Raw genomic sequence first — 21,711 nt, forward strand, 5'->3', positions numbered from 1 at the left:
CGGGCGTTCTCAATTGGAAGCGCCGATCTTTCGGAAGACACATCATGACAGACACCAGAGACATCCAGCATGGCGTCAACGATCCCGTCAGCGGCGTCGACGTGAAGCGCAAGTTCAAGGACAATCAGAGCCCGCATGAGCGGGCGCAGACCGCGGCCGATGTCCGCGCCGATCCCTCGCCCGAGCCGGACGAGCCGTTCCTGCCCGAAGCGCTGCGGCGACCGCCGACCGCTCCGCTCAATCCGCGCACGGGACGCCGCCCGACCAAGTAAGCAGCAAATCAATGCGCCATCAGAACACGCCGCTGCAGGCGAGCGCCTTGCGGACATGCTCGAGTTCCTCCTCGTCCGCAACCACGTCGAGGATGATATTGCCGACGCCCAATTCGGCGAAGCTGCGCAGCTTTGCGCCGATGTCGGCATAGCTACCGACGAGATACGGGCAATCCGCCTGGAAGGTCAGGAAGGGAAGCAGCCAGTAGCCGTTGTGGTGGATCGCGCCGTCCTGCTCATCATCGCCAAGTCGCCGTTTCCAGACGGAATCGGTGTTCTCCATCGTCAGCTTGAACAATTCGCGATTGTCGTCGCTGTCCTGAAATCGAAGCTTTGCGGCCCGCCTTGCCTCCTCGCGGCTTTCCCTCGCAAAGATCCCGAAATTCAATCCGGGAGCCTTTATTCCCTGCTCGAGGTCGGGCGGGAGCATCTGCATCATCAGGCATTGCATCTCCGCCGCCACGCGGCGGGCATCGTCCGATTGGCCCGCGATCAGGAATTCCGGCATCAATTCCGCCGGCAGGCGCGGCCAGATTTGCAGATCGTTCGTGGTGTAGAACCTGCCCCGGAAACTGAGGGGCCGCGCGCTCGCGAGCAATTGGCGCACCACGGCGATGAACTCGCCTAGCCTTGCATATCGCTCGGCATGGGACTGCTCGTCGCCCAGCCCGTGCAGATCGCTCAGCGCGGTCCCCGTGATCATGTTCAGATAAACTTTCCGGCCGTAGAGCAGTGCAAAGGAGGAGATCAGCTTCGCCGCGGTGAACGGATGCAGATAGACCGGATTGACCGCGATCAGCGGCGCGCAACGTTGCGTGTGCGCGAGGATATGCTGGGCCATCGCCCACGGCTCGACGAATACGTCATTGCCGGCAAACAGCAAGATTCCTTCGAAGCCGTTGCGGTCGGCGAAATGCGCGATCCGCATCAGCTCGTCGGCATATTTTGTAGGATCGCGGTTGCGCGAAACGGCGGGGAATACGCGGAGCCTGGTTTTCGTCGCCGACAGCTCGGATGATCGGGATTTGCGCTTGCTCGCGGTCATGCCGGGCAAGCGCCGCGCGCGAGCGACCATGGGCGATGCACGATGGGAGGATCGTCCGAGATGTGCGGCCCGAAGCCGATCTGCCGGCCGGAGATCAGCCTTGAAAACTGATCGAACGGCAGATCGAGCCCGCGGCCTCGCGCCTTGATGCGCATGGCATCGATGTCGCGCAGCGTCTACCTGCTCTTCTTTTTCTTCTTCTTTTTGGCCTTCTTGGCCGACTTGCCCAACTTCGCCAAACCCTTTTCAGCCAAGGCCAAAGCGATCCTGAGCTGATCCCGCTCACTTTTGAGCAAATCCCTCAGGTTCTTCTTTTCGTCGGGTGTCAATTTATCGAAATCAAGATACGGAACAAATCCCATAGTAAATACCCCGGGTTTCCCGCGACCTTGTCAGGCGCGAGAACAATGTTGCTCGCGAAGCGACAAATAATCAAGGTAGTTTTCTCGCTCGTTACAGCCTGGAGTGATTGCGGACTGCGCGCATTACGCGGCGCGGCGACGGAGCAAACGTTGCAACGACGCACTGGGTTGCGCTGCAGCGCGCGTGAGGATCACGACAAGATCCTCCATCCATTGTGGAATCACATGGTGCCCGAACAGCTCGCGCTTGTAGCTGCACGAGCCGGTGATGCCGGTCGGCCGCTCCTTCAGCATCAGCGAGAGCCAGGTCTGATTGACCGGCAGCACCGGCTGCCCTTCGCGGTAGGCGCTTCCAAGCGTGCGTATCTTCACATCCGAAAACTTCAGCGGCTGGCGCAGCGGATTCTGCAAGGTGAAGTAGACCTGGATCAGGGAGGCGGGATCGATGCCCGCTTCCGCGAGCCGCGCGGCGAGGATGTTGAAGGGCAATTCCTGTCTGGCATGAGCTTCGAGAACGCTGTCGCGCACGCGGGCGAAGGCCTGTCGGAACGAAAGTCCTGGATCGATGCGGGTGCGGACGATCACGGTGTTCTCGAATGGTCCGATCACCTGCTCAGTATCAGGCCGGGAGCGATTGGCCATCGCAGTGGCAACGCAAATGTCATCGCGGCCGGTTTGTATCGCAAGCAGTGTCTTCAGGCCGGTCAACAGCGCCATGAACAGCGTGCCGTTCTCCCGGCTCGCAAAGGCGGTCAGCGCTGTGACCAGATCGCCCGACAGGCGCACCGGCTGATGATCGCTGGGTGGGGCTGGCGCGACGTCGGCGGCATTGCCGAAGACCGGCGCGGCCCCGCGCAAATTCTCCTTCCAATAGCTGGCCTGCCACTCCGCCGCGTCGGTGGCACACCATCCCCGCTGTTTGCGCGCCGCATCGGAGAACGGCAAGGCCGGTTGCAGCGCCGGTACCGAGCGACGATCCACGAGCGACGCATAGCGTTGCGAGATCTCGTCAAAGAGGATTCCGATTGACCAGCCATCGGCGATGGCGTGATGGATCGTGAGCAGCAGCACATGGTCGTCTGGCCCCAATCGCAACAGGCGCGCCCGCCATAGCGGCGCGCGTGTGAGGTCAAATGGCGTCCGGGCTTCCTGCTCGGCGCGGAGCCTGGCCTTCCTTAATTGCAGTTGGCTGACGCGCTTGTCGCCCGGCGATCCGCGCACCGTCAGATCTTCGACGTTCAATGGCGCGGCGCGCTTGCCGGGCGGCGTGATCATGACCACAGGCTCGTCGCCATCCCAGCCCAAGGCGGTGCGCAGCGACTCGTGACCGCGCATCACCTCACCAAGACTCTTCTTCAGCGCGGCGAGATCGAGCGGCCCCTGCAGCCGCAGTGCAAAGGGCAGGTTGAACAGAGGAAGCCCCGGAAGCTCGCGCTCGACGCCGAGCATCTGGGCCTGCGCGATGGACGGCAGGCGCGAACCCGTTTCCACGACATCCGGAATAATCGGCAGAACCTGCTGCGGCTTCCTTGCCAACGCATCGTCGATGCGCTGCGCGAGTTCTGCCACGGTCGGCGCTTCGAAGATCGTCTTGATCGGCAACGACACGCCGAACGCCCGCGCGACGCGCGCCATCGCCTGGCCCGCCAACAATGAATGGCCGCCGAGGTCGAAGAAATTGTCGGTGACGCCGATGCTCGAGATTTTCAGCAGATCGATCCAGATATCGGTCAGCGTCTTTTCGGTGCCGCGCCGCGCCGATATCGTCACGCGGGCGGCCGTCGGCTCGGATTGGTACGCTCCCCTCAGCGCAACACGGTCGACCTTGCCGTGGCTGTTCAGCGGAATGCGTTCGAGGAACAGGAAGGCCGCGGGCACCATGTAGCCCGGCAGCCTGTTCTTGAGGAAATCGCGCAGTGCACCGGCATCCGGCCGGCTGCCCGAAGCCGCAACGATGTGCGCGACCAGGCGGATCTCACCGCCGGCGTCGCGCGGCTCGACGATGGCGGCACGGATATCCGGATGATCAAGCAGAACATGCTCGATCTCCTTCAGCTCGATCCGATAGCCGCGGATCTTCACCTGATCGTCGATGCGACCGAGGCACTCGATCGTGCCGTCGGCGCGGCGCCGGGCGAGATCGCCGGTCCGATACAAACGTGCGTCCGCATCTTGCGAATACGGATCGCGCAGGAAACGCTCATTTGTCTGCCCGGGATCATTGATGTAGCCGCGCCCGACCCCCGCGCCGCCGACACAGAGCTCCCCCACGATCCCGGCCGGCACCGGCTGCAGATGCGGATCGAGCACGTAGAGTCGCGTATTTGGCAAGGGGCGGCCGATCGGAACGCTGATCGCGAGCGCCGGCGGTCCGGTCAACCGATGGAGCGCGACGTCATCGGAGCACTCCGATGCGCCGTAGGCGTCGACCAGTGGCACATCGGGAAACCGCCTGAACCAGGCGCAGCAGAGATCGACGGCGAGCGGCTCGCCGGTCGAGATCAGGAGGCGCAGGCAGGAGAAAGCGCGCGGCACCGGCGGTTGGGCGGCTTGTTCAAGGATAACCCGCAGCAGCGATGGCACGATCTGCAGCACCGTCACCCCTGCCCGCTCGATTTCTGGCGCGAGCAGTTCGGGATCGCGCACGATCTCGTCGGCACAAATGTGGACGCGCGCACCGACTACGGGACCGGCGAGAAACTGCCAGACCGAGATCACAAAGCTCTGCGGCGCGGTCTGCGCGATCACGTCCGCAGACGACAGGCCAAGCTCGGAGATCAGGGACGCAAGATGATTGGACAATCCGCGCTGCTCGATCATCACGCCCTTCGGCGTCCCCGACGAGCCCGAGGTGTAGATGACATAGGCAAGACTCGATGGCGCGCGCCGCGCCGGCTTCACCGGATTAGCGGCGGCCAGGCCTTCAAGATGGACAATCGGCATGCGCTGCCGAATGGGCGAGCGGGAAAGCACTTCCTGTAGCGCCGAGGAGCAGCTTGCACCGACCAACAGCAAACCCGCACCGCTGGATGTCAGGATCTCGGCCAGCCGCGCGGCGGGCTGGGCCGGATCCAGGCACAGGAAAGCCGCCCCGACACGCTGTACCGCGAGCATCGCAGCCAGCAAATCGGGGCTTCGCTCGACGAACAGCGCGACCAGCCTCTCGTCGCCGATCCCCTCCTGCGCGAGCCGCGCGGCGATCGCCGCAATGCGATCGGCGAGCTCACGGTAGCTGAGACGCATCTCGCCTGCGGAGACTGCGATCGCCTCCGGCGCACGTGCGACCTGCTGGTCGAACCGTTCGCAGAGATCGAAGACACTGAAATCGGCTTCGACCCCATTGCAATCCGCCAGCGCGCGGCGGCGCTCCGCCGGCGACAGCAGCGGCAATCGCGAAATCTGCTCCTCGGGATCGGCAATGACAGCGCTCAGAAGCCGCTCGAAATGTGCCGCCATTCCCGCAATCGTCGACGCATCGAACAGGTCGGTGCTGTATTCGAAGAAGCCTGAAAAACGGCCATCGGTCTCGACCAGCTCGAGCGTGATGTCGAAGCGCGAAATCTGCGGATCGATCTCGAGACGCTGCGTCGACAATCCCGGAAACGTCGCCGCCTCGATCGAAGCGCTCTGCAGGATGAACATCACCGGAAATAGCGGATTGCCGTCGCGGCTGCGCGACACCTGCAGCGCCTGCAGCACCTCCTCGATCGGTAGATCCTGGTTGCGATAGGCATCGAGCGTGACCTGCCGCACCCGCCGCAGCAGCTCGCCGAAGGTCGGATCGCCGGAGCAGTCGGTGCGCAGGATCACGGTGTTGGCAAATAGCCCGATCAGGCGTTCGGTCTGGATCTGGTTGCGGTTCGCGATCAGCGAGCCGATCGCGACATCCTCATGGCCGGTGTAGCGATGGAGCAGGCATTGAAACGCCGCGAGCAGCGTCATGAACGGCGTGACGCCCTTCGCCTGGCTCAGCGACCTCAGCCGCGCCGACAGGCCTTGCGGCAGTTCGAGGTAATGCCGGGCGCCGCGACCGCTCCAGGTCTGTGGACGCGGGCGATCGGTGTGCAGCGGCAGCGTCGTGACGCCATCGAGTTGCCTACGCCAATAGCTCAACTGCTCCTTCGCCACCGGCGTCGCCGCCCAATCCTGCTGCCACGCAGCAAAATCGCGATATTGGAAAGCGAGCGGAGGCAGCGCGGCCACGCGTCCCGCGCAGCTCGCCGCATAATGCGCTTCGAGCTCCTGCCAGAACAGCCGCTGCGACCAGCCGTCGGTGACGAGGTGATGGATGTTGATCACGAGCGCATGATCGGTCGCGCTGAAGCGCAGCAGCCTGACTTTGAGCGGCGGCTCACGTTCGAGATCGAATTGGTGATGCGCCAGTTTCAGCGCTTCCCGCCGGATCGTTTTTTCGCGCTCACCCTTTGCGCATCCCTTCAGGTCCACGTATTCGAACCGTGGCATCGCCGCGTCGACGCGGTGCACCGGCTCGCCCAGCCATTCGGAGAAGGTCGAGCGCAAGACCTCATGCCGCTCGCAAAGCGCTGCGATGCTCGCCTCGAATGCGGCAACGTCGAGCCGGCCGGACAGGCGCGCCACTTCGACGACATTGTAATTGTATTTGGTCTGGTCCAGCCGGGTGAGGACGTACATCCGCTGCTGCTGGAACGAGAGCGGCGCACGGCCTGACTCCGTTGCGGTCTTGCGCCATCCCGGCAGCGCGACGTCGCGTTCCGCTGCGCGCGATTGCAGCCGCCCAGCAAGCTCAGCGACCGTCGGCGCGTCGAAAATGTCCTTGAACGAGAGATCGGTCCCGAATTGTTCACGCAGGCGCGATAGCATTTGCGTCACCGCAAGCGAATCCGCGCCCAGCGCGAAGACGTCCTGATCGACGCTGACCTGCTCCACCTCCAGGAGCCTCGCCCAGATCTCGGCCAATTGCCGCTCCAACTCAGAGCGAGGCAAACGCCTGTGTTCGGTGTCCTCGCTTGCCGGTCCGGCCGACACCAATTCGACAAGCGCGCTTCGCTTGAGCTTGCCGCTCGCCCCTTTCGGCAACGCCTGAACCATCCGGATCAGGCTCGGCACCTTGTAGGCGGCGAGCCGCTGCCGCGCGAACTGCCGAAGCTGATGCGCTGTGGCGCCGGACTGCGGCCGCAGCACGATCGCTGCGCCGACGGTCTCGCCGAGCTTCTGGTGCGGAATTCCGAAGGCGCCGGCCTCGAGCACATCGGGATGGCTCAGCAACGCCTCTTCCACTTCCAGCGGCGAAATCTTCTGCCCGCCGCGGTTGATGACGTCCTTGATGCGGCCGACGATGAAGAGATAACCGTCCGTGTCGAGGTAGCCGAGGTCGCCGGTCCTGAACCAGCCGTCCCGGAAGGCGGATTTGGTCGCCTCGGGATCGTTGTAATAGCCCCGGCTGATGGTGGGGCCACGCAGCATGATCTCGCCGCGCTCGCCGACGGGCAGCCGCCGGCCTTCATTGTCCATGATCGCGATCTCGGGACCGGCGGGCAGGCCGACCGAGCCCGGCTTGCGCAAGTGGCAAGGGTTGGCGGCGATCTGGGATGCGCCTTCCGTCATGCCGTAGATCTCGATCACGGGCACGCCGAACCGCGCTTCCAGTCCTTGGAGGATGGCGGGGGCAAGCGACGCCGATGCCGAGCGGATCACGCGCAGCGAAGACCCCCGCGTCATCTCTGTGTCATGCTCTGAAGCGGACAGCAGCGCGCGGTGGATGGTCGGCACCGCAGTATACCAGGTCGGCTTCAACTCCTTCAGGCAGGTGAAGAAGGACACGGGATCGAAGCCCGCGGTGCAGATCACGCTCGATCCAGCCGCGAGCGCCGTGAGCAGGCCGGATATCAGGGCATGCGCGTGAAACAGCGGCAGCACGTTGAGCAGGCGATCCTGTGGCCCGAGCGCGAAGACGACCCCAGCATTGTAGGCCGAAAGACACACGCTCGCATGGGTCAGCGGTACCATCTTGGGACGAGACGCCGTACCCGAGGTCAGCAGGATGAAGGCATCATCCTCTCCGCGCGCGGCCCCGCCCACAATGGCAGGCCCAACCGACGAACCTGCCAATTCGAAGGCGCCAAGACCCTGGCCGGCCCGGGGCGACAGATCGATCACAGCAACCCCCAACGCGTGCGCGGCGGCCCGGCTTGCGGAGCCCGCTTCCGCAGCCGTGACGAGCGCGGCAAGCTCCAGCTCACTGAAATAGCGCTGCAATTCATCCCCGGTCAGATCCGGATTGACCGGGATGCAGACGGCTGCTGTTGCTACCGCAATAAGGGCCAGCGCGTTATCGACGCCCCGCGGCAATACCAGCGCCACGCGATCGCCCTGGGCGATGCCGAGCCCGCGCAATTGACGGACGGTATCACTGGTGCGCGTGGCAAGCTCGGCATAGGTCACCGCACCGCGCCCGGGAGCAAGCACCGCGGTCTGGTCGGGCGCGTTGCGGGAATAGAAATCAAGGATATCCCCGATGCACGAAAAGGCTTGGATGCACGAAAGGGCTTGGCCTCCGGTGCTGCTGCCGGCCGGTCCTTGCGACGGTGTGGCTCCGACGTCCGACAAGCTCGTGCCTTTTTGCTCGAGTTGAGCTATTGTTCTTGAACTTCGCCAATCCGTCCAGACCAAGGTCGGGCAAAAGTCCCCTAAATGTGCGCAACCAAACGGAGACACGTCCTTTCTCCTGAGATGCAGCCCGACGGATAATTATGCCGGAGAATAAGCCAAGTTCTGAAACGACAGATGGCTTGAAGCACTGGCTTGAGGAGATCGGCCTCGGCCAATACGGCGATCTTTTCATCCAGCACCGCATCGGCCTCGATGTCATCCCCGATCTGACCGAAGAGGATCTGGCGAAGCTTGGTTTGCCGATGGGTGATCGCAGGCGCCTGCAGCGCGCGATAGGTTCGCTCATTCCGATCGCACCGGCGAGCAATCCGGTAGCGGGTCGCAGCGTCCCGCCGAGAACAGGGAATGTCGCCGAGCGGCGCCAGCTCACCGCCATGTTCTGCGACATGGTCGGCTCCACCTCGCTCTCCGAGCAGTTCGATCCCGAGGACGTGCGCGACATCATCGGCCGCTTCAGGGAGACCTGCGTCCGGATCGTGAAGCATTATGACGGCTTCGCCGCGCGCTATATCGGCGACGCCATCCTGATCTATTTCGGCTATCCGCATGCGCATGAAGACGACGCCGAGCGTGCCGTGCGCGCCGGGCTTGAGATCGTGGAGGCGCTGTCATCGGCGCAAGGCGGCGAGTCGCGAGCGGCGTCCAGCTACACGCCAGCGGTTCGAATCGGAATTGCGACCGGCCTTGCCGTCGTCGGAGACCTGATCGGACAGAGCACCGAGGAACGCGACTCCGCCATCGGCGAAACGCTGAACCTCGCCGCCAGGCTGCAGCCGCTGGCCCCCGTCAATGGGGTGGTCATCGCGTCCTCGACGCAATCCCTATTGAGGGGAAAGTTCGACTACCAGAACCTCGGCATTCACACGCTCAAGGGGATATCCGAAAAAGTCCAGGCCTGGCGCGTGGTCCGACGCGCGCGCATGGAAACACGCTTCGCTGCGGCGATGGGCGCGAGATTGACGCCGCTCGTCAACCGGCAGGAGGAAATCGCGCTGCTGATGCGACGCTGGCAACAGGCCAAGCAGGGTCATGGCCAGGTCGTGCTGCTGTCGGGAGAGCCTGGAATCGGCAAGTCGCGCATTTTCCAGGAGATTCACGAACGGGTCGCCGGCGAGCACCACGGGCAGTTGTCGTTCCAGTGTTCTCCCTATTACACCGGCACCGCGTTCTATCCGTTTATCGAGCAGTTCAAATTCGCGATCGGACTTGATCGCGAAGGCTCTGCTGTGCTGGCGCTTTCGAGCCTCGAGGCAGCCGTGGCCGCCGCAAAGGGCAATGTACAGCAGGTGGTGCCGATCTTTGCGGCGCTGCTGTCGATCTCGACCGGCGATCGGCACGCGCTGCCGGAGCTTTCGCCACAGCAGCACAAGGATGTGACGGTCGCCGCGCTGGTGAACCATCTGGTCGGGCTTGCGCGCGACCGGCCATTGATGATCGCCTTGGAGGATGCCCACTGGATCGATCCTACCTCGCGGGAAGTGCTCGATCTGTTGGTAGAGAGGGCTCAGAACGCGGCCATCCTCGTGATCGTCACCTGCCGCCCGGAATTCAAGCCGAGCTGGAATGCGCATCGCCACATCACGGCATTGACGCTCAACCGGCTCAGCCGGCAACTGCGGACGACATTGGTCGAGCGGGTCGCAGGCCGGCGGGAGCTGCCGAGGGAAGTCGTCGAGGAGATCATCGTCAGGACCGACGGCGTGCCGCTGTTCCTGGAAGAGCTGACCAAGGCCGTCATCGAATCCAACCTGCTCACCGAGCGGCATGGGCGCTACGTCTTCACCGGACCATGGCGCCAGCTCTCGATCCCGGCCACCCTGACCGACTCGCTGATGGCGCGCCTCGATCGCATGGGGCCGTTCAAGAAGATCGCACAGATCGGGGCCACGATCGGCCGGGAGTTCTCCTATGAGATCCTTTGTGCGGTCGCCGAATCGCCGGCGGAGCAGATCGAGGCGGCGCTTGATCATCTCGAGCAAGCGGGGCTGATCGTTCGCCGCGGTCATCAGCCAGATGCGGTCTATGCCTTCAAGCATGTGATGATCCAGGACGCGGCGCATTCGAGCCTCCTGCACAGCGAAAGACGAAGGCTGCATTCGCGAATCGCGGAGGTGATCGCGGAGATCTATCCGGAACGCACCGAGCGCGAGCCCGAGCTTTTCGCCTATCACCTGACCGAATCCGGCCAAGCCGAACCGGCCGTTGGTTTCTGGCTGAAGGCGGGCAAGCAGTCCGCAAAAGCGGGCGCCAATCTGGAAGCGATCAGCCATCTCCGGCGTGGCCTCGGCGTCACCCAAAGCCATCCCAAGATGATGCGACGCGACGAAATGGAGCTGGAGCTTCGCACCGCTTTGGGCAACGCCTTGATCGCCGCCAAGGGCTACGCCGCGCAGGAGGTCGAGGAAAACTACACCCAGGCGCTCGAGCTCGGCCGCCAGCTTGACGATGAGGCCAATGTGTTCACGGCGACCCGCGGGCTTTGGGTGTACCATTTCATCCGTGCCGATCTGAAGCGCGCCCATGATCTCAGCGTCGAGCTCCTGCAGTTCGCGAAGCGGGTACGCCCGAACGCAACCCCGCAATCGATACAGCAGCATGCCGGGTATCTGATCGAGGCCCACAGGTCGATTGCCATGACCATGCTCTATCGCGGGCGATTTGCGGCTTCGCACTATCATCTGCAGCGCTGCAACGGGCTCTATACCCCCGATCTGCACGGTGAACTGACCGAACGGCACGGTATCGACCCCGGCGTCGTCTCGCTGTCCTATCTCGGATATCTCCAGTGGTTTCTCGGCCGCCCCGATGCGGCGCGCCAGCACACCGAGGATGCGATCGTCAACGCCGAACAGTTGCGCCATCCATTCACGCTCGCCTTTGCCCTCGAGTTCGGCGCTTATCTTTGCCAGCACCTGCGCGATGTCGAGGGGACCATGAACTATGCCGACCGCGCCATGGTGGTCTCGTCGGATCATGGCTTCCAGCATTGGAAGCAGCAGGCAGGCATCCTGCGCGCATGGGCGATGGCCGAGCTCGGCGAGATCGACGAAGGGCTGAAGCAGATGCGGGTGGGACTGGAGGGCTATGAAGCCATGGACGCCTGGCTGGCGAGCTGCTGGTTCAGGAGCCTGCTCGCGACTGCCTATGCGAAAGCCGGCCGGCTGGAAGCGGCGCTGCGAACGCTGGACGGCGCCCTCGCGGTTGCGAGGCGGACCGGCGACCATTTCTTCCTCGCCGAGGTTTATCGCCTGCAGGGTGAAACGACCTTTGCCCAAGGCGGGTTAGCTGTGGCCGACGACGTCGAGGAGCTGTTCCGCCGTTCGATGGAGCTGGCCCGCCAGCAGAGCGCGCTTGCATGGGAGTTGCGGTCGGCCGTCAGCCTGGCACGCCTTTGGCGCGATGCCGGCAAGCGCGAGCAGGCCGTCGAACTGCTCGTGCCGGTCGCGGCGCAGTTCGCCGAGGGCTTCCGCACGCCGGACCTGAAGGAGGCGTGGAATCTGATGGAGGAACTCGGCGCGAATCCATCAAGGCAGCATCCGTGGGCGGACCAGACAGGGCTACACCGGGCGGGATGAGCGATCTGGCGGCGGCAAGACGAGGCTACGCGAAAGCGATCGGGCAACGCGAGCAGATTTCCTCCGCATGCCTGCTGCGGGCTTTCGCCACGGTACCGCGCGAGCACTTTGCGGGCGATGGCCCCTGGCGCATCCGCCGCGAGGCCGGACGCGGCTACAACTCCACCGCCGATGCCGACCCCGTTCATCTCTATGACGACGTGCTGGTCGCGATCGATGAACGGCGCAAGCTCGACACCGGACTGCCGAGCCTGTGGGCGCATTTCTTCGATGTACTCGACCTCAAGGAGAAAGAACGCGTCGTGCAGATCGGCTGCGGGCTCGGCTATTATTCGGCGATCCTGTCCAGGATCGTCGGCGCGCAAGGCAAGGTGCTTGCCATCGACTGTAACAAGGCACTGGCCAGCCGTGCCGCCGCCAATCTGAGGCGATACAAGAATGTCGAAGTGATCCACGGCGATGGCTGCAACGACGTAGGCGGGCCGGCCGATGTGATCATCGTCCATGCCGGCTTCAATCATCCGCATCCGCTGTGGATCGAATCGCTCCGCCGCAACGGCCGCCTGCTGGTCCCGCTGACCAAGCGGGGCCGGGCCGGCATCGTCATCAAGATCACCCGCCTCGCCCGCGGCTATCATGCCGAAGCCGTCAGGGGCATCAGGATCGTCCCCGGCAAGGGCCGAGGCAGCACCGCGCTCGCCGAACGCGTGACGGACTGGTGGGAGCGTGCCGTCGCCCTCGCACCGCTGCGGTTTCAAAGCATCGAGCAGGGGCTGCCGTCAGAACGGAAAGCATAGCGGCCGTCATCTGCATCGCCTCTTGATCTTCCTCAAAGCAGCCGCAGCAATCATCGCGCAAAGTCTTGAGCGACGAGAGGAGCACTTCATGTCGACTGCAGATTCATCAGTATCCGTTGGCGCACACTCTGGTGATCCGGCTCAACCGTCCTGGCTCCGCTCCAACTGGGGGCTTCTGCTCGCCATTGCCGTGCTGGTCATTGTGCTTGTGTTACCGACGCCACAGGGATTGTCGATGTCGGGCCATCGCATGCTGGCCGTGCTCGCCTTTGCCGTGATCGTCTGGATGACGGAGACGCTCGACTACGCGGTATCAGGCGTGGTCATCGCCGCGCTGATGGCCTTTCTGCTCGGCACGGCACCGAGCCTGACTAATCCGGCTGTAGCAATGGGCACCAGCGCGGGCTTGGGTCTTGCTTTCAGCGGCTTCGCCAACACCGCATTGGCACTGGTGGCGTCCGCGCTCTTCATCGCCGCCGCCATGACAGCCACAAAGCTCGACAGACGCATCGCCCTCTTCATTCTCTCCCGCGTCGGCACCGAAACCCGCCACGTCGTGATTGGTGCGATTCTTGTCGGTTTCATCATGTCGTTTCTGGTGCCTTCGACGACAGCGCGAGTCGCCTGCATCGTTCCGATCATGCTCGGCATCATCGCCGCCTTCGGCGTCAGCAAGAAGGGCGCCTTTGCCGGCATGCTGATGATCACCGCCACACAGACGGCCAGCATCTGGAATGTCGGCATCAAAACCGCGGCGGCGCAGAACATGGTTGCCGTAGGTTTCATCGAGAAGACGCTGAACCAGAGCATCACCTGGGGCGAATGGTTCGTCGCGGCGGCGCCGTTCGGGATCATCATGTCGGTGGTGCTCTATTTCGTGACGACGCGCATGATGCCGCCGGAAGTCAAGGAGGTACCCGGCGGTCGCGATGCGATCCGGCAGTCGCTCGCCGAATTGGGGCCGATGAAAGCGTCCGAGAAGAAGCTGCTTGCGATTTCGCTGACATTGCTTGCGTTCTGGGCGACCGAGGGCGTGCTGCACCGCTTCGATACGTCATCGACCACCATCGCGGCCGTTGCATTGATGTTCATGCCTGGCGTCGGAATCATGACGTGGAAGGAGGCGCAGCCGAAGATCCCGTGGGGGACCGTCGTGCTGTTCGGCGTCGGCATCAGCCTTGGCACCGCCCTGCTGCAGACCGGCGGCGCCGTCTGGCTGGCCAATCTGGTCGTGACCAAGTTTGGACTTCAGAACGCCAGCCCGCTGTTCATCCTCGGCGTGATGAGCCTGTTCTTGACAGTGATCCATCTCGGCTTCGCCAGCGCGACCGCGCTCGCTTCCGCGATGATCCCGATCGTCATTGCGGTCCTTCAGCATGTGGCAACGCCCGGCATCAATATGGTGGGCATGACCATGTTGCTGCAGTTCGTCGTGAGTTTCGGCTTCATTCTCGTGGTGAACGCGCCGCAAAACATGGTGGCCTATGGGACCGAGACCTTCGAGGCCAAGGACTTCGTTCGCACCGGCCTTGTGCTCACCATCGTCGCGCTTGCGCTGGTAATGCTGCTCGGCGCCACTTATTGGCATTGGCTCGGATACGTCTGAACCCCAATGAAGGGCGAGCCGTCCTGCATGTGGACGGCCAAGTGCGTCCCGCCGCTCAGAAGCGCCAGCTCAGGTTACCCTTGACCGAGTGATCATTCACTCTGTCGGAAAGCTGTCCTACATACGACACGCCGATCGTCACGTTCGGATTGATGTTCAGATCGACGCCGCTTTCGACCAGCGCGGCATCGCGCGCCAGCGGCACGCCGGAAATGCTGAAGGCGCTCCCCAAACTCTGGAATGCGAGTGCCGCGCTCGGCGTCACATCGCCAAAAGCATGTTGCCACGCCAACGAAGCGCGCGGCGTCAGCATCATGCCATTCTGCAACTGGACGCCGGTGGCGATGCGTGCTCCGAGGGTGGAATAGCCGATATCGTTGCGGGTCGACGATCCCATGAGCGCGGCAAGACCTCCACGCTCGCCGAAACCATCCGTATCCAGGTGCACCCAGGCCAGACCGGCGAACGGCTCGGCGGCGACATTGCCAAAGCGAATGCTATGGCCGACCTCGCCGAACACCTGGGCGGTGGTGGCGTTGTAACGTGCCGTTGCCTGGTCGGCGAAGCCGGGAAACAGGATAGCTCGGCTGGTGTCGATCGTACTCCAGCTCCCGGCCACGCCTGAACGCAGGTTCCAGGGGCCGTATGCGGCGCCGGCATAGGCGGCCAGATGCGCCGTGTCGACATTGGCGGCGCTTGCCTGCGCATTCACCCGCACGTTCGAATTGGTATAGCCGCCGGCGATGCCGGCACGCCAGTTGGCGCCGAAGCTGCTGTCGACGCCGGAGAAGAAACCGCCGAGGTTGCGGCTCACGTCGGCAGCATTGCCATCGCTGCCTATCTTGCCCCAGGCGCCGACGCCCTGCGCCCACCAGGCAATATCGGGGCCGCGCGGCGGCCCCGGGGCGAGCGGACTTTTCGTGGGGAAGGCCGTTCTTCTCGTGCCGGCATAGGCAAGTGCGGCGCCGGTATTGCCCGCGGCGGAATCGGCATGTGCCAGCAGCGGCCCGCCGGCCGTGAGGGCTGCGAACGGTCCCAACTGGTCGGCAAAGGATGCCTGGCGCAGGCGTCCGAGCACCGCCTGGCGCAAGTAGCGGCTGTCATCGAGCATGGTCGTCTGCACGCTGCCATGTATCTCGCCCGAGAGCGCATCGAAGGCCTGCCGGGCTCCCGCAACCGAGGGCTGGGTGAGCAACGCCTGGAATAGAGGGCTGCTCGCAGGCAGCGCGCCAGCCGCCTCGGCAACGCTCGTCTGGTTCGGAGTGATGGCGGCGCTCGCGAAGCTACTGACCTGTTCGAGCGTCAACAGCACGGAGGTCGGTGTGTAGCTCAGAATCGGACTGAGGAACGCATAATCGGTAGCCGACGAGACACCGGAGAAGCTGCCGCTGACACCGTCTTGCGCCGTCAGGATCGTGTAGGCGAGGTCAGGCGTGAAAGCGCCAAGTGTCTGTACCGTCCCGCCTGTCAGGCTGGCGTGTCCACTTGCCGCGATCAGATCGGCCTGGCCCGTGGGATTCAGCTCCGCAACGTAAGTGGATCCTGGTGCGAAGCTCACATTACCGGCGACATTCAGTGTGCCGATCGAATGGCCCGGCGCCACGACGCCGCCGCTTGCTGCGCTCAGGCCGCCGATCGTGCCATTGCCCACCAGCATGCCGCCGGCATTGACCGACACCGGCGATATCAGCGAGCCATCCACGCCCAGAACACCCGCGTTCACGTTGGTCGGTCCAGTGTAGGTGCTGGCGCCTGTCAGCGAGAATGTGCCCGACCCGCTCTTGACCAGCCCACCGGACCCGGTGATGGCGCCGGAGAAGACCGTAGAGGTGTTGTCGTTGCCGGCCGTGAGCGCAGCCGAGCCCAGCGCGACTTGACCTGCGCCCGCAAGCGATCCGATGGTCTGGTTGAAGCTGTTGAGGTCGAGCGTGGTCCCGCCTGCGACCGTATAGGCGCTGTTGGGGGAAAGCACGTTCGCCGCGCCCGCTTGCAGCGTGCCGGCGTTGACGAGAGTCGGGCCCACGTAAGAGCCGGCACCCGCGACGGTCAGCATCCCCGCACCTGTCTTGGTGAGGCCGCCCGTCCCGCCGAACGTCCCTGAGAAGGTCGTATTGAAGCCGTTCGTATCGATCGCGCCGCCATTGCCGTTCAGCGTAACGCCACGCGCCGTATTGAAGCCGGCGCCAAGCTGAAGGCTGCCGCCATCGAAGGTCAGTCCGCCCGTGGTCGCACCGAGATTGCTATCCGCGGTCACCTGCAGAGCGCCGCCATTCAGGAACGTTCCACCGGCATAGCTGTTGCTGCCGGTCAGCGCCAGAGATCCGGCTCCGCTCTTTGCGAGCCTGCCGGTCCCCGACAGCACGCCACTCCATGTTGCGCTCAACCCATTCGTGTCGATCGTAGCGACGCCACCGGTCAACGTCGCGTTCACGCCTGTCACGAGCGGGGCCTCGATCACCCTGATCGTGCCACCGCCGACATTGAACTGATAATCCGGATTATTGTTGTTGTAGGAAGCGAGCAGGCTGTTGCCGCCGATCTCGAGCGCGCCGCCGTTGAGATTGTATGTGCCCGTGCTGGTGTTGAGGCCGGAGAGATGGAGCGTCGATCCATTGTGGACGCGCAGGATGCCGCTGGTTTGATTGATTACTCCCTGCGATTGCGCCTGAGCCGCATCCGTGTTGCCATATCCGACGATGAGACGGCCACCGCCGGACAGATCGACGACACCACCGCCGATGTTGAGCGTGCCGGCACTTCCGGGCCTGCCTGTGCCAGAGGTACGCCCAAGGCCGTTGAGGCCACCGTCGAGGTGAAGCTCGCCGCCGCTGATGTTGTATGTGCCGACGCCACCCTGGTTGCCGATGTTCATCGAGGCGCAGTGACTGATGTCGCCGCAGGTAGGGGTCACCCTGACTATGCCGCCCGTTTGATTGACCGTGCCCACTCCACCGAAGTCGCCGATCTGCAAGCCGGTACCGAAGGTGATGAGACCACCCGAAACGTTCAACGCACCGACATTGGGCGTGCCGCCGGTGACGCCCTCACCCACCGCGAGATAGGTGATCGTCGTGCTTCCGCTTGTCTGCGCCATCGCGCCTTGAACGATGTAGCTTTCACCCTGCGTGAGCGTGGCACCATCGATGGTCAGCGTACCTGAACCAATCTTGGCGAAGGTCCCATAAGGAGGGTTGTATCCCTGGTTGGTCATGTCGATCGTGCCGGAGAACGCAGTATCGGTATTGTTGGCCCCAACCGCGAGACCTTGGGTTCCAAGCGTGACGATGCCGCCACCACCGATCGATCCCACGATCTGATTGGCGTTGGAAAGCGCCAAGCTCGCGCCGGGCGCGACCGTCACATCAGTGTTGGGAGCGAACGCCTGACTCCCGGACAGTGCCAGATTGCCCGCCACGATATTGACCGGATTGGCGCCGGTTGCGATCGCGGCGTCGAGTTCGCCTTGCGTGCTGACGTCGATCGCCCTTGCGTCTGACACATACAGCATTAGCGCTGACGTCGTGGATAGTGCCACCCAGTGTCGCAGATGCCTGACCAAAGGCATCTCTCGTCGTGATGAAGCAAGCATTCGAATCCCCAAGCCTGCGATTCGCAAGCGTGACACCGTGGGACTCGTGAAGTCTGTTCGATTTCGGACAGACTTCTGCTCGAAGAGGCAACCCAGAAATGCTTCCGTGGGACTTGGTTAATCAACCGATGCGCGCGGAAACTGCAGCAAATTGTCGCGCTGTCCGTCGCGTGCGCCGCGTATCCGTAAATAGTGCATCGAATTGTCTACGCGTCGCCGCGTAGCATTCGCAGGCCTCCGTTTCGAGGCGTGCACGGCCGAGGATATTCACTCGACCGTGCCTATAGTGAATCAAGCCGGCCTTCTGCAGGGAATTGGCTGCGATCGATACGCCGGAGCGCTGAACTCCAAGCGTCAGGGCGAGCAACTCGTGCGTGAGAGGAAAACTGTCCGAGCCAGCGCTGTCGTGCGCAACCAGAAGCCAGTGGCAGCAGCGCTGCCGAAGCGAGTGCAGGCGGTTGCATGCGGCGATCTGCGAGAATGCATCGACAACCAGACTGCTGTACCGGCGCAGAAGGGCCGAAGCTTCATCAGCTTGCGTGATCTTCCGCTCGAACGTGTCGCGATCGATGCGAAGCGCCATTCCCGGAATCCGGACGGCATATTCCCACATCGCGCCCCGGATTCCATGGATAGCGAAAAGTCCGACGACGCCTTCGTTTCCGACAGCTCCGATCTCGACAACTCGACCATCCTCCATGGCCTTGACGCGAGAAACCAAGCCTCGATCTATGAAGTAGAGGTGATCGATCGGTGCGCCGGCGCGAAAAAGGACTTGGTGCTGTCGCAGATTCACCGGTTCGAGATGCGGCAAAATGGATTCGAGGCGCGCGAGCATAAGCGCCCGCAACAACCGGTTGCCAGGATAGGCTTCCCCAAGTTCGTCGGCCATGCCTCCCCGGGTCTTTCTGCCACTTTCGGCCAAAGTACCCAGCCCTGACGTTGCGAACGCCATCACCGGAGTTCTGTTCCGAGGAACGACCGCATACCACCCATGCGTGCGAACAACCTTACGACAGTACCGACAATTGTCGCCGTGCTGGATTTGAGTTCGCCGAAAGCCGATGGGATCATCAGGGCGACCGGGCGTTTCCAAGAGCAAGGAACAGTGTCTGTTGCCACCGATCGCTTTCGATTTGATCGAGCACGGCAAGATCGAGCATCGGCCGCAAGGCACTGCCTTTCGGCAAGACGATCGCATATCTCTCGCTGCCGAAGCTGGTGTCGACGACACGGATCGCGCCTGAGAAGTCGTTACGAACGATCCAGGCGAGGAGCGGCTTGTCATGCACGAAGGCATCGATCTGACCGCGGCTCAATGCGGATAGGCCGCTTTGAGCGTCCGGGAATGCCCGGAAGGGAAGCTGCTGGCGCGTGAGGTAGTCGCTTGTCGGAGAGTTTGCGACGGCGCCGACACGCACGGATCGCAGGTCGTTGAAGCTGTGAACGGCGCCTTGCAGTTCTCTGCGCGTAAGGGTGGAGGTGATGCCGGCGGTGAACACGGCTATCGCGATGACGGAAGCGATCATCCACCCGGTCGCGACGATCCGCCCGGGGAGCGTTGCCGGTGCATTTGCGGCAGCTCCCGCCTGCGTCATAGCAATGGTCGACCACCAGAAGCTGGAGCCGAGCCCCTTGGCGCCTCCGCCGAAATGTTCCGTCTTCCGGCGCTCCAGCAGCCAAATGATGAAGCCCACCACCATCGCAAGACCAAGCAGCAGACCCACGGCCTGAAAGAAGCCGAAAGAGAGCAGCGCCCGTCCGATCGAGACCCAGGGGCTCTCATTGATCGGCACCGCAATCCCGAGCCCGGTGTTGTAGAAAGGTTGAGAAAAATCGACATTGCGTGCACGCGCAGCAGTCACAGTTACGGCTGCGACGCCGGCGTCGAAGGCGCCTTTCGCGACGCCATCAAGCAGGTCCTGCACATTCTCGGTCTCAACCAGGCGAAACTTCAGATGCGCGCGATCAGCTATCCTCTTCCAGAGCTCAATGCTGATACCGCCCCAGCTCCCATCCGGCTGCTTCATCGCGAAAGGCGGGGCTTCCTTGGTCGCCACCACCAATTCCTTGTCGGGGGCTATGCCTTGCGCGCGGACCGCGCCGCAGACGAGCGCAAGGATCGCCAGCGATAAAAAAGATATCAGGACCGATCGAAGCGACAAAATCACTGGTACGCCTTGACGATGCCGATCTCGCCGCTCTGCACGCTCACCGCAGCAGCGACGCTGCCTGCCCAAGCCGACGAGGTGACCGGGTGAAGTGGCGCGAATTCATTTTCGAACTCCACCGGATTCGCCGCGCGCCTTGGCTTGTCCCGCCCCCGAATGTCGGAACCCAAGAAGATCCGCGCGGATCCGACTATGCAATTCTTACTAGAATGATGGCAATTTGGCGCGCCACTCAGAACAAATTACGATCCGCCGCGTTTGGCGGGCCTCAGCCCGGCCTATTTCCAGCCACCGCCTGGCAACCGGCCGTGGCAAGGCGTGTCGCCGCAGCGCCCGCACGGCCCCCGCCAGTAACCCGGGGGGCAGCCATTCCAGCGATAAGCGTTGCGGTACGGCCCCCGATATCCGCCCGGGTTGATATGGATTGGCGGGGCTTCTCAGTTCGACTGGTCTGCCCACAGCCCGCCCATGTCGTGGAGCGCGGTTGCTATCCAATTGCGGCGTCGGCAATACGCCGAAGCTGCTTCGCTATCGCAAGAACTGTCTGAATCGCCAGAGGGAGAATCCGAACAAAATCGCTCCGATCACCAGCAGCGCGGCGATCTGCGGCCAGACCACGTCGAACCCTGCGCCGCGGAACAGCACGGCCTGCGCGAGGATGACAAAGTGGGTGTTGGGTGCGGCGAGCATGATGTTCTGGATGATCTCGGGCATGCTCTCCCGCGGCGTCGTGGCTCCTGACAACATCTGCAGTGGCATCAGCACCAGCATCATCAGGAGACCAAACTGCGGCATGGTCCCGCCGACAGTCGCCAGAAAGATGCCCAAGCTGGTCATGGCGAAGACGTAGAGTGCGGTGCCGAACAGGAACAGCGGAATCGAGCCTCCGATCCGGACTAACAGCAATCCCTGCACCACAAACACGAGCGACACGCTGGAGGCGAGAAGCACGACAAGGCCCATCGACCAGATCTTGCTCGCCATGATCTGGAATGGCGTTACCGGCATGACGAGCAGGTGCTCGATGGTGCCGTGCTCGCGCTCGCGGATCAGCGCGGCTCCGGTCAGGATGATCGACAGCATGGTGATGGAGGAGATGACGTTATTGATGGCGCCGAACCAGCCTTTGTTGAGCTCGGGGTTGAAGCGTGCGCGCAGGGCGAGCTCGATCGGGAGAGGCGCGGCCGATCGATAGCGGGCCAGAAACTCGCCGACCTCCTCGTTCACGATCGTCTGGATATAGCCGCCCCCGGTGAAGGCCTGCGACATGCGGGTCGCATCCACGTTGAGCTGGATGGCCGGCGATCGCTGAGCCAGAAGGTCGCGCTGGAAGTTCGGCGGAATGTTGAGCGCGAAGGTGTCGAGCCCCGCATCCATGCGGGGGTTCACGTCCGACTGCGAAATCAGGCGCGGTATCGTGAAATAGGGCGGATTGAACGCGGTGATGATGCGCGTCGATGCCGGCGACTTGTCCTCGTCAACGATGGTGAGCGCGGCCTGATTCAAGGTCTCGGGCTGCGCCCTGGAGGCCGTGTAGATAGAAACCGTGAAGGCATAGACGATCAGGATCATCAGCATCGGATCACGGAGAAGGCCCCGCAGTTCCTTGATGCCGAGTTGAACGACGTTGGCGATATGCATGT

General features: G+C 63.2%; 13 protein-coding genes. 4 read left to right on the forward strand and 9 right to left on the reverse strand.

What is annotated here, in order from left to right:
- Positions 1-44 precede the first annotated feature (44 nt).
- The gene (locus tag OZ411_RS20005; RefSeq protein ID WP_130578191.1) at positions 45-272 is read left to right on the forward strand and encodes a hypothetical protein; all 228 of its coding nucleotides are present in this window, start codon (positions 45-47) and stop codon (positions 270-272) included.
- 19 nt (positions 273-291) lie between these two features.
- Here OZ411_RS20005 and OZ411_RS20010 read toward each other — a convergent pair whose 3' ends face one another.
- The 4 genes from OZ411_RS20010 to OZ411_RS20025 all read right to left on the reverse strand — a co-directional run bounded on the left by OZ411_RS20010 (position 292) and on the right by OZ411_RS20025 (position 8,195).
- Complete coding sequence (locus OZ411_RS20010) at positions 292-1,317, reverse strand: LLM class flavin-dependent oxidoreductase (RefSeq protein WP_282529339.1); 1,026 nt, start codon at positions 1,315-1,317, stop codon at positions 292-294.
- Entirely contained in the window at positions 1,314-1,472 is a 159-nt protein-coding gene (locus tag OZ411_RS20015; protein WP_282529340.1) for a hypothetical protein, read from the reverse strand. The genes OZ411_RS20010 and OZ411_RS20015 overlap by 4 nt, the downstream gene beginning before the upstream one ends.
- A 21-nt stretch (positions 1,473-1,493) precedes the next feature.
- Complete coding sequence (locus OZ411_RS20020; protein WP_130578189.1) at positions 1,494-1,679, reverse strand: hypothetical protein; 186 nt, start codon at positions 1,677-1,679, stop codon at positions 1,494-1,496.
- Positions 1,680-1,802: 123 nt separating this feature from the next.
- On the reverse strand, positions 1,803-8,195 hold the full coding sequence (locus tag OZ411_RS20025; protein ID WP_282529382.1) for a non-ribosomal peptide synthetase: 6,393 nt from the start codon (positions 8,193-8,195) through the stop codon (positions 1,803-1,805).
- Positions 8,196-8,410: 215 nt separating this feature from the next.
- On the opposite strand from OZ411_RS20025, the gene OZ411_RS20030 reads away from it, so the two are divergent.
- The 3 genes from OZ411_RS20030 (at position 8,411) to OZ411_RS20040 (ending at position 14,308) form a co-directional block, all read left to right on the forward strand.
- Entirely contained in the window at positions 8,411-11,905 is a 3,495-nt protein-coding gene (locus OZ411_RS20030) for an AAA family ATPase (RefSeq protein WP_282529341.1), read from the forward strand.
- The gene (locus OZ411_RS20035) at positions 11,902-12,702 is read left to right on the forward strand and encodes a methyltransferase domain-containing protein (protein ID WP_282529342.1); all 801 of its coding nucleotides are present in this window, start codon (positions 11,902-11,904) and stop codon (positions 12,700-12,702) included. The genes OZ411_RS20030 and OZ411_RS20035 overlap by 4 nt, the downstream gene beginning before the upstream one ends.
- 88 nt (positions 12,703-12,790) lie before the next feature.
- Positions 12,791-14,308, forward strand: a complete 1,518-nt coding sequence (locus OZ411_RS20040) for a DASS family sodium-coupled anion symporter (protein ID WP_282529343.1) — start codon at positions 12,791-12,793, stop codon at positions 14,306-14,308.
- A gap of 55 nt (positions 14,309-14,363) precedes the next feature.
- Here the strand turns inward: OZ411_RS20040 and OZ411_RS20045 are convergent, their stop codons facing one another.
- From OZ411_RS20045 to OZ411_RS20065, 5 genes are all read right to left on the reverse strand, one after another.
- Complete coding sequence (locus tag OZ411_RS20045) at positions 14,364-17,816, reverse strand: autotransporter domain-containing protein (RefSeq protein ID WP_282529344.1); 3,453 nt, start codon at positions 17,814-17,816, stop codon at positions 14,364-14,366.
- A 202-nt stretch (positions 17,817-18,018) separates the two neighbouring features.
- Entirely contained in the window at positions 18,019-18,789 is a 771-nt protein-coding gene (locus OZ411_RS20050) for a Crp/Fnr family transcriptional regulator (protein ID WP_282529345.1), read from the reverse strand.
- A 181-nt stretch (positions 18,790-18,970) separates the two neighbouring features.
- A complete protein-coding gene (locus OZ411_RS20055) occupies positions 18,971-20,062 on the reverse strand; it encodes a transporter substrate-binding domain-containing protein (RefSeq protein WP_282529346.1) in 1,092 nt (363 codons plus the stop codon).
- Positions 20,063-20,064: 2 nt separating this feature from the next.
- Positions 20,065-20,187, reverse strand: coding sequence for a hypothetical protein (locus tag OZ411_RS20060; RefSeq protein ID WP_282529347.1), 123 nt, complete (start codon positions 20,185-20,187; stop codon positions 20,065-20,067).
- Positions 20,188-20,596: 409 nt separating this feature from the next.
- Positions 20,597-21,709 carry an ABC transporter permease gene (locus tag OZ411_RS20065; RefSeq protein WP_282529348.1) on the reverse strand — a complete coding sequence of 371 codons (1,113 nt, stop codon included), beginning with the start codon at positions 21,707-21,709 and terminating at the stop codon, positions 20,597-20,599.
- Positions 21,710-21,711: the final 2 nt, after the last annotated feature.

Source organism: Bradyrhizobium sp. Arg237L, from assembly GCF_029990105.1.
Taxonomy (GTDB): Bacteria; Pseudomonadota; Alphaproteobacteria; order Rhizobiales; family Xanthobacteraceae; genus Bradyrhizobium.

Excerpts from the sequence above, each read along its gene's own strand:
- OZ411_RS20005 (WP_130578191.1), top strand. The coding sequence starts at position 45 with ATGACAGACACCAGAGACATCCAGCATGGCGTCAACGATCCCGTCAGC.
- OZ411_RS20045 (WP_282529344.1), bottom strand. The coding sequence starts at position 17,816 with ATGCTGTATGTGTCAGACGCAAGGGCGATCGACGTCAGCACGCAAGGC.
- OZ411_RS20030 (WP_282529341.1), top strand. The coding sequence starts at position 8,411 with ATGCCGGAGAATAAGCCAAGTTCTGAAACGACAGATGGCTTGAAGCAC.
- OZ411_RS20040 (WP_282529343.1), top strand. The coding sequence starts at position 12,791 with ATGTCGACTGCAGATTCATCAGTATCCGTTGGCGCACACTCTGGTGAT.
- OZ411_RS20035 (WP_282529342.1), top strand. The coding sequence starts at position 11,902 with ATGAGCGATCTGGCGGCGGCAAGACGAGGCTACGCGAAAGCGATCGGG.
- OZ411_RS20010 (WP_282529339.1), bottom strand. The coding sequence starts at position 1,317 with ATGACCGCGAGCAAGCGCAAATCCCGATCATCCGAGCTGTCGGCGACG.
- OZ411_RS20065 (WP_282529348.1), bottom strand. The coding sequence starts at position 21,709 with ATGCATATCGCCAACGTCGTTCAACTCGGCATCAAGGAACTGCGGGGC.
- OZ411_RS20050 (WP_282529345.1), bottom strand. The coding sequence starts at position 18,789 with ATGGCCGACGAACTTGGGGAAGCCTATCCTGGCAACCGGTTGTTGCGG.
- OZ411_RS20020 (WP_130578189.1), bottom strand. The coding sequence starts at position 1,679 with ATGGGATTTGTTCCGTATCTTGATTTCGATAAATTGACACCCGACGAA.
- OZ411_RS20015 (WP_282529340.1), bottom strand. The coding sequence starts at position 1,472 with ATGCGCATCAAGGCGCGAGGCCGCGGGCTCGATCTGCCGTTCGATCAG.